The organism is Thermodesulfobacterium commune DSM 2178 (assembly GCF_000734015.1).
Classification (GTDB): Bacteria; Desulfobacterota; Thermodesulfobacteria; order Thermodesulfobacteriales; family Thermodesulfobacteriaceae; genus Thermodesulfobacterium; species Thermodesulfobacterium commune.
On sequence record NZ_CP008796.1, the window covers coordinates 697,210 to 711,706 of the forward strand.

At 37.2% G+C, this 14,497-nt stretch carries 10 protein-coding genes; 6 read left to right on the forward strand and 4 right to left on the reverse strand.

Features of this window, described 5'->3' with window-relative positions; genetic code table 11:
- Window positions 1-15 precede the first annotated feature (15 nt).
- Together hemC and HL41_RS03535 are read right to left on the reverse strand one after the other, a co-directional pair.
- Window positions 16-930 (reverse strand): hydroxymethylbilane synthase, encoded by a 915-nt coding sequence (gene hemC / locus HL41_RS03530; RefSeq protein WP_038060365.1) that lies wholly within the window; start codon window positions 928-930, stop codon window positions 16-18.
- 20 nt (window positions 931-950) lie between these two features.
- On the reverse strand, window positions 951-1,166 hold the full coding sequence (locus HL41_RS03535) for an FmdB family zinc ribbon protein (protein WP_038060363.1): 216 nt from the start codon (window positions 1,164-1,166) through the stop codon (window positions 951-953).
- Window positions 1,167-1,331: 165 nt separating this feature from the next.
- Here HL41_RS03535 and HL41_RS03540 point away from each other — a divergent pair, with 165 nt between their 5' ends.
- The 5 genes from HL41_RS03540 to HL41_RS03560 are packed head-to-tail and all read left to right on the forward strand — an operon-like array spanning window position 1,332 to window position 10,607.
- Window positions 1,332-4,418 carry an AIR synthase-related protein gene (locus HL41_RS03540; protein WP_235181315.1) on the forward strand — a complete coding sequence of 1,029 codons (3,087 nt, stop codon included), beginning with the start codon at window positions 1,332-1,334 and terminating at the stop codon, window positions 4,416-4,418.
- A 15-nt stretch (window positions 4,419-4,433) separates the two neighbouring features.
- Window positions 4,434-5,759 carry a histidinol dehydrogenase gene (gene hisD, locus HL41_RS03545; RefSeq protein WP_038060360.1) on the forward strand — a complete coding sequence of 442 codons (1,326 nt, stop codon included), beginning with the start codon at window positions 4,434-4,436 and terminating at the stop codon, window positions 5,757-5,759.
- The gene (locus tag HL41_RS03550; protein WP_081856465.1) at window positions 5,756-7,102 is read left to right on the forward strand and encodes an ATP-dependent 6-phosphofructokinase; all 1,347 of its coding nucleotides are present in this window, start codon (window positions 5,756-5,758) and stop codon (window positions 7,100-7,102) included. Before hisD ends, HL41_RS03550 begins: the two co-directional genes overlap by 4 nt.
- Window positions 7,102-8,949 (forward strand): ATP-dependent zinc metalloprotease FtsH, encoded by a 1,848-nt coding sequence (ftsH, locus tag HL41_RS03555; RefSeq protein ID WP_038060357.1) that lies wholly within the window; start codon window positions 7,102-7,104, stop codon window positions 8,947-8,949. Before HL41_RS03550 ends, ftsH begins: the two co-directional genes overlap by 1 nt.
- Window positions 8,946-10,607 (forward strand): hypothetical protein, encoded by a 1,662-nt coding sequence (locus HL41_RS03560; RefSeq protein WP_038060355.1) that lies wholly within the window; start codon window positions 8,946-8,948, stop codon window positions 10,605-10,607. The genes ftsH and HL41_RS03560 overlap by 4 nt, the downstream gene beginning before the upstream one ends.
- 4 nt (window positions 10,608-10,611) lie before the next feature.
- On the opposite strand, the gene queF is transcribed toward HL41_RS03560, so the two are convergent.
- Entirely contained in the window at window positions 10,612-10,983 is a 372-nt protein-coding gene (queF, locus tag HL41_RS03565) for a preQ(1) synthase (protein ID WP_038060353.1), read from the reverse strand.
- 391 nt (window positions 10,984-11,374) lie between these two features.
- Here queF and ligA point away from each other — a divergent pair, with 391 nt between their 5' ends.
- Window positions 11,375-13,441, forward strand: a complete 2,067-nt coding sequence (ligA, locus tag HL41_RS03570; protein ID WP_081856466.1) for an NAD-dependent DNA ligase LigA — start codon at window positions 11,375-11,377, stop codon at window positions 13,439-13,441.
- Here ligA and trpS read toward each other — a convergent pair.
- Window positions 13,415-14,410 carry a tryptophan--tRNA ligase gene (trpS, locus tag HL41_RS03575; RefSeq protein ID WP_081856531.1) on the reverse strand — a complete coding sequence of 332 codons (996 nt, stop codon included), beginning with the start codon at window positions 14,408-14,410 and terminating at the stop codon, window positions 13,415-13,417. The genes ligA and trpS overlap by 27 nt on opposite strands.
- Between the last annotated feature and the right edge of the window lie 87 nt (window positions 14,411-14,497).

Here is a 14,497-nt window from a genome sequence, read left to right on the forward strand (position 1 = left end):
GTTTTATCTCCTCGATTAGCTACTTTGATATATTTCAGATAAAATCTTTTCTCCTCCCAAGGAAAGAAGACGTTTTGCAAGCCTTTCCCCTAAAATTTCTGGATTTTCGACCTCACCCTTTTCAACCTGTTTATAGAATCTTTCTCCTTCTAAATCACTTATAAAACCCACCATAAAAATTTCGTTTCCTTTTAACCACGCATAGGCTCCAAGAGGAACTTGACAGCCACCTTCCAAAGTCCTTAAAAAGGCCCGCTCAGCCCTTATACATATCTCTGTAGGCTCATGGTGGAGACAGGAAAGTAAATTTTTTATCTTTAAGTCATCCTTTCTAATCTCTACAGCTAAAGCTCCTTGACCTACAGCTGGAACCATTTCTTCTATAGAAAATCTTCTATATTCTATGCAAAGGTTTAACCTTTTTAAACCAGCCTCAGCAAGTACAATCCCTGCAAACTGGCCTTCTTTCCATTTTCTTAAACGGGTATCCACATTTCCTCTTAGAGGTAAAATTTCTAAATCTTTTCTAATTTTTTTCAGTTGCGACATCCTTCTTAGACTACTTGTTCCTACCCTTGATTTAGAAGGTAGGTCTAAAAAATCCCGATCTGAAATCCAAACATCAAAAGGAGACTCCCTTTCAGGAATACAACCTATTTCTAAACCATCAGCCAGCACCGAAGGAACATCTTTAAGGCTATGAACTGCTAAATCTATCTCCTTTCTTAAAAGAGCCTCTTCTATCTCCTTAACAAAAAGGCCCTTTCCTCCTATTTTACTCAAAGGGGAGTCTACAATTTTATCTCCTGTGGTTTTGATGATTACCTTTTCAAAGTGTATATGTGGAAAAAACAATTTAAGACGACCTATTACCCAATCGGTTTGAGCTAAAGCTAACTTGCTTCCTCTGGTGCCAACCCTTATTTCCACAAACCCTCCGATAGACGAATTTATCCACAGCTACTACAAGTTCCACCTTTACAGGTGGCGCAAGCAGAACCCGATGAACTTACAAACTTGGAACCTGATTTAAAAGCTACTTGAGACATAAGTTTAGTAACTTTTGGGCTTTTACATTTTTTACACCTTACTTCTTCTGTAGGTTTTAAAACGAGCTCTTCAAAAACCTCTCCACATTCTTCGCATTTAAACTCATAGATAGGCATGGAGCTTAACTCCCTCCTTTTAAAAAATTTTAACTAAAACGATTTTAAAATAAACCCTTCTACCGTTAAGTCAAGACTTAAAAAACGTTGGAAAAACTTTAAGGATATATAATCAAAATATTCCCTAAACCTCTTACTTGCAGGGATTGAAAAAAATAGCAAAAAATGATATATTCAAAATCTATGAAAGCCATAAGAATAGAAGTAGCGGTTAAACCTGAAATTAAAGACGTTTTTGGTCTAAAAGTCCAAAAAAAGATAACTACAGATCTTAATCTTGAGGTTGAAGCTGTTAAATTTATCAAAGTATATTTAGTAGAAGGGAATTTTTCCCTTGATGTTTTAGAAAAATTTGCCCAGTCTGCCCTTTGCGATCCGGTAATTCAAATTTACACTCTTAACCATCCAATAGGGTTAAAGCTCCAGTATGATTTTGATTGGGCTTTAGAAATCGGTTACAGACCAGGAGTTACAGATAACGAAGGGAAAACAGCAGAAGAAGCCCTGTCTTACCTTCTTGAAAGACCTTTAGATTCGCAAAAAGAAGGGGTTTATTTCGCTAAACAATTCTTAATTAAAGGGAAACTTTCGAAGGAAGCCATAGAAAAAATTGCTAAAGAACTTTTGGCTAATGAACTTATAGAAAGATGGTTTATTCTTTCTAAAGAAGAATTTTTAGAAAAAAATGGATTTACTTATCCTGTTCCAAGAGTCACAGAGTATTTTCCTCCTTTAGTTGACACTTTTGACTTAAAATCTTTTTCAGATGAAGAATTATTAAATCTTTCCAAGCAAAGACTTTTAGCCTTAAATTTAGAAGAAATGAAAAAGATCCAAAGTTTTTTTTCTGATCCGGAGTTCATCCAAAAAAGAAAGGAAGTTGGGCTGAACGAAGAGATTACTGACGTTGAGTTGGAAAGTCTTGCTCAAACCTGGTCTGAACATTGCAAACATAAAATTTTTAACGCCAAAATTTTTTATAAAGATTGGGATACCGGAGAAGAAAAAGAGATTGATAGCCTATTTAAAACCTATATCAAAGCTTCAACCGAAGAAATTCGGAAAGAAAAAGGAGAAAAAGACTTTTGTTTATCTGTTTTTGTAGATAACGCTGGCGTTATAAAACTTGATGAAAACTGGGCTTTGGCTTTTAAAGTAGAGACCCATAACAGCCCTTCAGCCCTTGACCCTTACGGTGGAGCTTTAACAGGAATAGTAGGAGTAAACAGAGATCCTTTGGGTACAGGAATGGGAGCTAAACTCATCTTTAACACCGATGTCTTTTGTTTTGCTCCACCTAATTGGGACAAGCCTTTACCTCCACGGGTACTCCATCCCAAAAGAATTTTTGAAGGAGTAAGAGAAGGTGTCGAACATGGTGGAAATCAAAGTGGTATCCCTACGATAAACGGTTCTATTGTTTTTGATCCAAGATATATAGGTAAACCTCTGGTTTATTGCGGAACCGGTGGACTTTTACCTTTATATCTAAACGACAAACCTTCTTGGAAAAAAAAGGCTAACCCAAATGATTTAGTAGTGATGATAGGTGGGAAGATAGGTAAAGATGGGATTCACGGTGCTACTTTTTCTTCAGAAGCTTTACATGAAGGTTCTCCAGCCACCGCTGTACAAATAGGTGATCCTATTACCCAAAAAAAATTGGTTGATTTTATCTTAAAGGCACGGGATGAAGGTCTTTACAATTCTATAACTGACAATGGTGCTGGAGGTTTATCCTCATCAGTGGGAGAGATGGCTAAAGAAGCTGGTGGGGCTGAAATAGATTTAGCGAAAGCTCCTTTAAAATATCCTGGTTTAAGACCTTGGGAGATTTTAGTTTCAGAAAGTCAGGAAAGAATGACCTTAGCTGTTCCCCCAGAGAAAATCGAAAGATTTTTAGAATTAGCTGAAAAGATGGGAGTTTTAGCCACAGTTTTAGGAAGGTTTAACGATTCTGGTTACTTTCATGTAAAGTATCAAGAAAAAACAGTAGCCTTGTTACCTTTAGAGTTTTTACATGAGGGGGTGCCGCAACTTAAACTTTTTGCGGAATGGAAGGCTCCTCAATATCCGGAAAAGTTAAATTTTGAACCTCCTAAAGATTATGGAGAAGTTCTTAAAAATCTTTTAAGTTCTTACAACATCTGTTCTAAAGAATACGTAGTCAGGCAGTATGACCATGAGGTACAAGGAGGTAGTGTTATCAAGCCTTTAGTAGGAGTTGAAAATGACGGTCCAAGTGATGCTGCTGTACTTCGTTATGATTTAAACTCTGAACGGGGAATAGTAGTCTCTCATGGAATATGTCCCAAGTTTTCAGATTATGATACTTACTGGATGGTAGCTAATGCCATAGATGAAGCTATAAGAAATGCGGTATGTGTGGGAGCTGACTTAGAACATATGGCAGGTCTTGACAACTTCTGCTGGTGTGACCCTATAGAAGGAGAAAAAAATCCTGACGGAAGGTATAAATTGGCTCAGTTAGTAAGGGCGAATATGGCTCTCTATGATTTTACTAAAGCTTATGGAGTCCCTTGTATTTCAGGTAAAGACTCTATGAAAAACGATTACCTAATGAATGTGGGGTTAAAACCAAATGAACCTAATCCTTATGGTGTAGGAGTAGTTCTTCCAGATGGAACCCTTAAGATTTCCATACCCCCTACTCTGCTCTTTTCTGTAGTAGCTACTATTCCTAACGTTAGATTAGCCCAAACGATGGAAGTGAAAGCTCCGGGAGATTTGGTCTACCTTTTAGGAATAACCAAAGAAGAAGTTGCTGGGTCAGAGTACTTGAGTCTACTCGGACTAAAAGGAGGGGTCGTCCCCAAGCCTAATGCCTACCTTAACAAAAAACTCTACCTAAGACTAAGAGATGCTATTTATTCAGGGTTTGTTTCTTCTGCCCATGATGTTTCAGACGGAGGTTTAGCGGTATGTCTTGCGGAAAAGGCCTTTTCTGGTGGTTTCGGCCTCTTTATAGACTTAACAGCTGTGCCTTATGAAGGAGAAAAAAGAGAGGATTTTATTTTATTTTCTGAAAGTGCGGGGAGGATAGTGGTAACAGTAAAGAAGGAAAAAGCTAAAGATTTTGAAGCTTTGATGAGAGATGTCCCTTGTTCTTTGATAGGCGAAACCATCGAAGAACCTTACTTAGTGATAAAAGGTTTTGAAGAAAAGGTGTTAATAAAAGAGCCCTTAAAAGGACTTAAAGAAGCCTGGCAGAAACCTTTTAAAGATTGGTAAGAAGAGGTAAATAACATGCCTCTAAAAGTTTTTTCTTATCCTTCTAAAAGAGCTGAAACATATCTCAATAAGCTTTTAAACCGGGTAGAAACCTTTCCTGCTAAAAAAGAAAAATATGTAAAGTCTATAGGAGATAAGGTAAAAAAGTTTGGAGATAAAGCCCTTTTAGAATATACTCTACTCTTTGATAAAGTATCTCTAACTACTTCAGACCTTAGGGTAAAAGAAACAGAGATAGAAAAGGCTTACCGGGAAGTATCTGAAGAACTTGTCAGTGCCATCAGGCTTGCGGTAGAAAAGGTTAAACGTTTCCATGGTCAGCATTTACCTACTTCTTGGTTTATTAAGCAGGAAAAAGAGGTACTTCTTGGCCAGTTGGTTACTCCGGTAGAGGCAGCAGGAATTTATATACCTGGAGGTACTTCAGGAGAAACCCCACTAATTTCTACCGTGGTGATGACAGCAGTTCCTGCAAAGCTTGCCGGGGTAAAAAAAGTGGTTATGGTATCTCCTCCTCGAAAGGATGGAAGCTTACATCCAGGGCTTCTTGTTGCAGCTAAAGAAGCGGGAGTAGACGAAATTTATAAAGTAGGTGGCCCTTGGTCTATTTTTGGATTGGCCTATGGAACAGAAACTTTACCCAAGGTTGACGTCATCTGTGGTCCAGGTAATATCTATGTTACTATCGCTAAAAAACTAGTCTCTTCTCAAGTAGGTATCGATATATTAGCAGGCCCAAGTGAAGTTTTAATAATAGCAGACGAAACCGCTAATCCTGAGTTTGTGGTTTGGGATTTACTTGCCCAGGCTGAGCACGACCCTATGAGTCTTGCTGTGCTGGTTACCACCTCTTCTTCTCTGATAAAAGAACTTAAAAAACTTCTTCCTTTGGCTCTAAAGAAAGGATTAAGAAGTGAGATAGCAGAAAAAGCCCTAAAACAAAGAGGTGCAGTTTTTAAAGTAAGAACACTAGAAGAAGCTTTTTATCTTGCTAATATTATCGCTCCTGAACATTTAGAGTTGATGATAGAAAACCCTATGGATCATCTTTTTAAGGTAAAAAATGCCGGGGCGGTGTTTTTAGGTGCCTTTACCCCAGAAGCTATAGGAGATTATATAGCGGGACCTAATCATGTTTTACCGACTATGGGGCTTGCCAGGTTTTCTTCTTCTCTTTCTCCAGAAAAGTTTCTTAAAAAAATAAACTTTATCCAGTATTCAAAAGAGGCATTGGTTGATGAGGCATCTAAGGTCATTCTTCTTGCTGAGACAGAAAACCTTCCCTCTCATGCTGAAGCTATTAGGGTTAGAATAAAAACTCTAAAAGGGGAAGACCTATGAAAAACCCTTTCTGTTATTATGAATTCTTAGAAGAAATCACTGAAGAAGTTTCTACCGAGATAGAAACCTTAGGTCCTTGCAAAATACCCAACCCAATGCCACTTTCTCCCTCTTGTTTTGTAGAGGATAACACTAGAATAATCCTAAGGCTTAACGTAGACTATTTAAAAGCTCAACTAACGCAAGAAAAACCTGTCATTTCTTTAGAGGTAGCTGGACCAAGACCTTATATCTATTTTGATCCGTCTAAATTAAAGGTAGGCATAGTAACCTGTGGAGGGTTATGTCCTGGGATTAACGATGTAATCAGGTCTTTAGTTATGACTTTGTATTATTCTTATGGAGTGGATAGAATCTTAGGCTTTAAGTATGGACTTCAAGGTTTTATCCCAAGGTATGGACATGAAGTAATAGAGCTTTCTCCAGAAAAGGTAAAAGATATCCATTCGATGGGAGGGACCTTTCTTGGCACCTCAAGAGGGCATCAACCTATCGAAGAGATAGTTGACACCCTTGAAAGGTTAAACATCAACCTTTTATTTATGATAGGAGGAGATGGGACTTTTAGAGCAGCTAACAAAATTAAAGAAGAGATAGATAGGAGAGGAGTAAAAATAGGAATTGTTTGTGTTCCTAAAACGATAGACAACGATATCTGGTTAGTTTCAAAAACTTTTGGTTTTAATACCGCGGTAGAAATGGCCTGTTATGCTATTAGATGTGCTCATACAGAAGCTATAGGAGTACCTTATGGGATCGGCTTGGTAAAACTTATGGGTAGGCATTCAGGGTTTATCGCTGCTGCAGCAACTTTAGCTACCAGAGAAGTCAACTTTTGTCTTATTCCAGAGATGGATTTTGATTTGGAAGGGCCTCAGGGACTTCTTTGTAAGTTAGAAAAAAGATTGTTAGCAAGAAAACATGCGGTTATAGTGGTAGCTGAAGGTGCTGGGCAAAAATATGTACAAAAGGATCCCCCTGAATATGATGCCTCAGGTAATCTAAAATTAGGAGATATAGGCAAGTTTTTAAAAGAAAAAATTGAGGAATATTTTAAGCAAAAAGGTCTTCCTGTGGTTATACGTTACATAGACCCAAGTTATATCATAAGAAGTGTTCCTGCCAACGCAGAAGACAGAATTTTTTGTGGATTTTTAGCTCAGTATGCAGTTCATGCCGGAATGGCAGGAAAAACCGGTCTTATGATAAGCTATCTCAACGACCAGTTTGTCCATATACCTATAAAAGAGGCGATTAAAAAACGAAAACAGGTAAATCTTTATGGCCGATTCTGGCTTTCGGTTTTAGAATCTACAGGACAGGGTACACTAAAAAATAGCTGATGAAAAGGGCTCAAAAATTAGTTTTAGTTATCTTTTCTTTTTTAATTCTTTTAACTTCTGTGGTAGCGATTGAAAAACTTTATCCAAAATACGAGCTTCTTACTTACAGCGAGTTTAAAACCTTAGTAAGGTTGGGATTGGTTGACAATCTTACCTTAAAAAAACATGAAATTACAGGAATTTTTCGTGAACAAGCTGCAGAGAAACTTTATGAACTAAGAAACAAACCGGTAAAAATTTCTAACTCATTTAAAGTTTATCGAGCAGAAGACCCTGACCTTTTAAAACTTCTTGAAGAAAAGGGAATCAGATATCAGGTTAAACCTGAGAGCAACCATTGGATTGGGTTATTTTCCTGGTTAATACCGTTGATAATACTTATTGGCTTTTGGCTTTTCCTTTTTAAAAAGTTTACGTCGTCAGATGGAGGTATCATAAGTTTTGGTAAAAGTAAAGCTAAAATCTATGTAGAAGACGAAATACAAGTAACCTTTAAGGACGTGGCTGGGGTTGATGAAGCTGTAGAAGAACTAAAAGAAATCATAGAGTTTTTGAAACATCCTGAAAGGTTTACCAAGCTTGGAGCCAAAATTCCGAAAGGAGTATTACTGGTAGGTCCTCCTGGTACAGGTAAAACCCTTCTTGCAAGAGCTGTAGCAGGTGAAGCAGGAGTTCCCTTTATTTCTATTTCAGGGTCTTCTTTTGTAGAAATGTTTGTGGGAGTAGGAGCTGCCAGGGTGAGAGACCTTTTTTCTCAAGCAGAAAAAATGGCTCCTTGTATCATTTTTATAGACGAAATAGATGCAGTTGGAAGGGTTAGAGGGGTCTCTGCTACAGGAGGTACTGAAGAAAGAGAGCACACCCTGACCCAGCTTCTTACCGAAATGGATGGGTTTGACCCAAAAAAAGGAGTCATCATCATCGCAGCTACCAACCGTCCTGAAATCTTAGACCCTGCCCTTCTTCGTCCAGGAAGGTTTGACAGGGTGGTTGTGGTTGATAGACCTGATTTAAAGGGGAGAGAAGAAATCCTTAGGTTGCATTGCCAAAACATACCTCTTGGTCAAGATGTAGACTTAAAGGTTATTGCTGCAAGAACACCTGGTATGGTGGGAGCAGATCTTGCTAATGTTGTAAACGAAGCAGCTTTGCTTGCTGCAAGAAAGGGTAAAAATTATGTTGAGATGGAAGACTTTGAGGAAGCTATCGATAGAGTAATAGCAGGCCTTGCTAAGAAAAACCGTTATATCTCCCACGAAGAAAAAACCAGAATAGCCTATCATGAAGCAGGACATGCGGTGGTAGCCTCGGTGTTAACACCCCAGGAAAAGGTGCACAGGATTTCTATCATCCCAAGAGGTATTTCTGCCTTAGGCTACACCTTGCAACTTCCTACCGAAGAAAGATATTTGATGACCAAAACTGAACTTTTAGCCAAAATCTCTGTACTTTTAGGTGGTAGGGCTGCCGAAGAATTAGTTTTTAAAGAGGTATCTACAGGAGCTCAAAACGATTTAGAAAGAGCTACCGAAATAGCAAGAGCTATGGTCATGGATTACGGAATGAGTGACATCTTAGGACCGCAAACCTTTAGAAAAAGAGAACATCTGTTTTTGGATGTTCCTTTTAAAGAGAGAGAAATGGTTTCTGAACAAATAGCCTCTCTTATAGACCAAGAAATAAGTCAAACCCTAAAAACTTGTTATGAAACCTCTACCAGAATCCTTTCCGAAAGAATAGAAATTTTAGAAACTATTGTTAAGATTTTAATGGAAAAAGAAGTTTTAGAAGGGGAAGAACTGGAAAAATTGCTTTATCAAAATCCAAAAGGAGGAAACAGTCGATGAAGGTCATATTTAAAGTCTTAATATTAGTCTTTTTTATTTTTTCAACCCATCAACTCAGTTTTAGCAGTCTACCCCCTGAGGTTTATGAACAGGTCAAAAAAGACTTCTCTCCTCTTTCTGGATTACTTATCGGTATAGAAGATAGAGAACTTATAATCGATAAAGGTTTGGTGCAAGGAGTTAAAAATAAAGATATTTTTACGGTTTATAAAAGAGGAAAAAAGATCGTTCACCCTGAAACTCAAAAAACCCTTGGATATCTAAAAGAACCGGTAGCTAAAATAGAAGTTGTCAGAACAGACGAAAACTTTGCCATGGCAAAAGTTATCTATCAAAAAGAGCCTTTAACCGTTCCTATGCCGATTACCAGGTATGCAGACCTAAAAATCCTTGTTATCGTTGAACATACCAACCCAAACGAAAACCTCTTTTTAACCTTAAAAAACAACCTTCCAGACTGTACTATTATTTTCGACCCTAACCTTAGATTTAGCCAAATAACCCCTGAGTATTTATTAGCTGAAAAGTTTGACCTTCTCTTTGTAGAAGAAGAAAACACCATAAAGGTATATAACTCAAAGTTAGACCTTATAAGATACTATGGAGGACTTTCTTATTCAAAGGTATCTACCTCAACTTACCTTAGACCTTCTCAAACCAAAGTAGAACCTAAACCCTTAGGTGAAACACAACCCTCCCTTATAGGTAAGACTAAGGGGGAGGTAGTACAAGCTGAGTTTACAGATATAGACAACGACGGAATTCAAGAAATGATTTATTTTAATTCCCAAGGGCTTTTTATCGTCAAACTAAAAGGAGGGCTTTTAGCCTATTACAAACCTTCTTCAGGAAAGATAGTAAATTTTTCAGTAGGACCAAATGGTTGGATCGCTTTAAACGTGTATGACGATAGAGTTGGGATGAAAAGTGAAATTTTACATTACACCAATCAAGGACTTAACCCAGTGATAACCAACATCAACCTGATTTTAAACTTTGTAGATTATACTGCAAGAGGAATTAAAGATACCCTTTTAGGACAAACCTTTGACCCAGAAACCTTTTTCGGAAAAGAAGTATTTATTCTAAAAAGAGAAAACAACCAGCTTATCTATGCCCACAAACTTAACCTTTTTGAAGGATATCAAAACATAGGAACTAGCTTTGTAGATTTTGATCAGGACGGACAACCTGAGATTTTAACCTACTTAGATGACGGAAGATTAGGGGTGTATAAAAACAATCAACTTCAATGGACTTCTCCTTATGCTATAGCCCAACACTTTTATGAAGTAAGACTTATAAAGGGGAAAAAGGGACAAGAAGTAGTTAAAAAAGTGATATTACCCTTTGTTTCACCTCTGGTTCAGTATGCTAACGGCAAAACCTTTGTATTTTTTGCTTCAACAGAGTTTCCTTTAAACACCGTTAAAAAAGAATTAAAATATCTTCCTTTAGATAGCGCTACTTCTCAGATTTTTGTCTTAGGGTTTGAAGGAAACTATTATTATAGAAACCTTACTTCTGCTCAGAGAGGATTTATTACCGGAATTGGTTACGATAATAGCCTTCTTTATTTTACAGTAGTAAGAGGAAAATATCCTGTGGATACAGAGACAGAGCTTTATAGCCTTATTTTAGGAAGGTCTTCTTTTTAGGATTTTAAGGCTTTTCTACCGTTATGACGGTATGAACGTTCCCTCTGGGGTGAAAATCTCCTATTACTTTCAATTTTTTAGGTTCTAAAACCTTCCAGAGGGCATCAAAAATCTCGTTAGTAGCGGCTTCATGAGAGATGTAACGATTTCTGAACTTGTTAAGCCATAGTTTTAACGACCTAAGCTCAACAATTTTTTCATTAGGTACATATTCGATCTTGATTACCGCAAAATCTGGATATCCAGACCTGGGACAAAGGCAAGTAAACTCAGGGAAAGTGATGGTTATTGTATAATCCCTATCAGGATAGGGATTAGGCCAAGCTTCAAGTTCTGCTTGTTCTATGGCTAATTCACCATACTTTTTCTCACTCATGGGATTAATTATAACATCTTAATAATTAATGCCAAGAGTGAAAACCTTTATTTTAGAAGAAACCTAAAAACTAAACCTTTTGGAAGTAGTGTTTTATTAATTGTGTCTAAATCTTAGGGGTTAGGGGCTCCCCCTCCTGGTAAAAATGGTAAAGTTAAACTCAAAATTAAGAAAGAGGGAAAGTGGTTAGATTTACAAGGTGATATATTTGGTATTGTTGGATGTTGGAGGATATTTAATTTTAGGAGGGAGGTTTCTTACCACCACATTGGTAGACACAATTAAATAAACACTATGCTTTTGGAACAACTGTGTCATTTGATAAAAGTTGTCTTTATCGATTTTAAGGTATAAAATTAGCAAAAAACACCTAATTTTTCGGAGGTTTATCATGCCAGAGGAGAAAAAAGAATATCCTCACATCCCTCAGGAAATCATAGAAAGGGTTAAAAAACTTAGGGAAGAGATAGAGTATCATAATTATCGTTATTATGTACTTGATTCCCCTGTTATTTCTGATGCTGAATACGATGCATTAATGAGAGAACTTAAAGAATTAGAAGAAAAGTATCCAGAATTGATTACCCCAGACTCTCCTACCCAAAGAGTAGGATTTAAACCAGCAGAAGGATTTAAAGAAGTTCCTCATGCAGAACCAATGCTATCTCTGGATGATGCTATGGACGAAAACGAAGTATTAGAATTTGATAAAAGAGTTAAAAAATTTTTAGGATTACCTGAAGAAGCTCAAATAGAATATACGGTAGAACCAAAAATAGATGGTCTTGCGGTAGAGTTGGTTTACGAAGATGGAACCTTAAAATTAGGAGCTACCAGGGGTGATGGTTATGTAGGGGAGGATGTTACTGCTAACATCAAAACCATTAAATCTATCCCTCTAAAACTAAAAAAGTTTGATGAAGATGCCCCTGAAATACCACCAAGAATTGATGTAAGAGGAGAAGTTTATCTAAATAAGGAGGAATTTGAAAAAATCAATCAAGAAAGGATAAAAAAGGGAGAACCTCCTTTTGCTAATCCAAGAAATGCTGCTGCTGGCTCTTTACGTCAGCTTGATCCTTCGGTTACAGCCAAAAGAAAATTAGATATATTCTGTTATGGGGTAGGAAAGGTCGAAGGTTATAACTTCAAAACTCAATGGGAGGTGCTTCAAACCTTACCTAAGTGGGGCTTAAAAATAAACCCGCTGGTAAAGTTAGTTAAAAATATCAGAGAAGCCATCGACTATCATCACGAAATGGAAAAGAAAAGACAAGAACTTCCTTATGAAATAGACGGTATTGTAATCAAAGTAAATGATCTATCTCTGTGGGAAAAACTTGGTACCAAAGCAAGGTCTCCAAGATACGCCATCGCCTATAAATTTCAACCTACTCAAGTAACCACCAAACTTTTAAACGTAGTTTTCCAAGTAGGAAGAACCGGTGCTATCACTCCGGTGGCTATCTTACAACCTGTACAAATAGGAGGTGTTATCGTAGAACGAGCTACTCTTCATAATGAAGACTACATCAAAAACTTAGACATAAGGATTGGAGATTGGGTGCTTGTACAAAGGGCAGGAGATGTGATCCCTCAAATCATCATGCCAATAAAAGAAAGAAGAACAGGTGACGAAAAAGAAATTAAATTTCCTACAGAGTGTCCAAGATGTGGCACTAAGCTAGTCAAAAAGCCTGACGAGGCTGTGTGGAGATGTCCTAACCCTAATTGCTACGCCAGTTTGATAAGAAAAATTCTCCATTTTGCCAGTAGACTTGCGATGAATATAGAAGGCTTAGGAGAAAAGGTGGCAAAAGACCTGGTAGACAGAGGTTTAGTAGAAAACGTAGCAGACCTTTATTATCTTCGGTTAGAAGACTTCTTACGACTACCTGGCTTTGCTTATAAAAAAGCTAAAAATCTCTATGAAGCCATCCAAAAAAGTAAAAAAAACACATTAGCTCGTTTTATTTATGCCTTAGGAATAAGGCATGTTGGAGAGGCAATGGCTCAACTTCTAGCCAAAAAGTTTAAAACCTTAGACAATCTTATGAAAGCCTCTATGTCTGACCTAATGTCAGTGGAGGGCGTAGGTTATGAAGTAGCTAAATCTATAGTAGAATTTTTTAAAAATGAGCACAACCAAGAGATTATCAAAAGATTATTAGATGCAGGGATTACTTTCGAAGAGGAAGAAGAAAAACAGGAAGAAGTCACTCCAAAACTTGAAGGGTTAACCTTTGTGTTTACCGGTGCCTTAAAAAGCATGACCAGAGATCAAGCTAAAGCTAAGGTTTTACAGCTAGGAGGTAAAGTTTCAGACCATGTGTCTAAAAACGTTGACTACGTAGTGGTAGGAGAAGCACCAGGGTCTAAATATCAAAAGGCTTTAAAACTTGGACTAAAAATTATTAACGAAGAAGAATTTTTAAAACTTATAGGAGAAACCCAATAACTCATTAACCTCTTCCATGGTTTTTTTAGCTATACTTCTTGCTTTTTCTATTCCTACCTGCAGTAGCTCTTCCCAGTTTGCTTTTTCTATCTCAAAACGTCTTTCCCAGATTTCAGTTAACTCTTCTATAACTTTAGAAGCCAATCTTTGCTTACATTCTACACATCCAAGCTTAGCCTTTTTACAATCTTCTACGACTTCCTGCCTTTCTTCCTCAGAAAAATAAATCTTTATTAGATTATACGCTACACAACGATTTTCAGGATCTCCCGGATCAGATTTTCTGGGTCTATGAATATCAGTCACATAAGACAGAACTTTCTTCTTCACTACTTCAGGTGGGTCATTCAAAAAAATAGCGTTTCCATAACTTTTACTCATCTTTCTTCCGTCTGTTCCTGGTATTTTGGGTACCTCAGACAAAAGGGCTTCAGGTTCAGGAAAAAATTCGGTACCGTACAGATAATTAAATCTTCTGGCAATTTCTCTGGTTAATTCTAAATGAGGTACCTGGTCTAAACCTACAGGAACTTTCTCTGCTTTATAGATTAAGATGTCAGCTGCTTGTAAAACCGGATAGCCTAAAAACCCATAGGTAGTCAAATCTTTATTTTGAAGGTTTTGAACCATATCTTTATAAGTAGGATTTCTTTCAAGCCAAGCTACTGGAGTAATCATAGAAAATATCAAAGAAAGTTCTGCATGTTCTTTAACAGCTGATTGTAAAAAAATCACACTCTTTTCTGGAGAAAGCCCTACTGAGAGCCATTCCAAAAACAATTCTTTTACAAAACCTCTTAATTTTTGAGGAGAATCATACTCTGTAGTTAGGGCATGCCAGTCTGCCACAAAGTAAAAACATTCGTGATTTTCTTGGAAACTCAACCAATTTTTTAAAACACCGTGAAGATGTCCCAAATGAAGTGGACCTGTAGGACGCATTCCACTTAAAATCCTAAATCTTTTCACCGTCCCCACCCTTCCTTCTCATTTTTGATAACTCTTAAAATTACCATAAATTCTAAAAATTTGTAGTAAACCATCTTTTAAAATGTT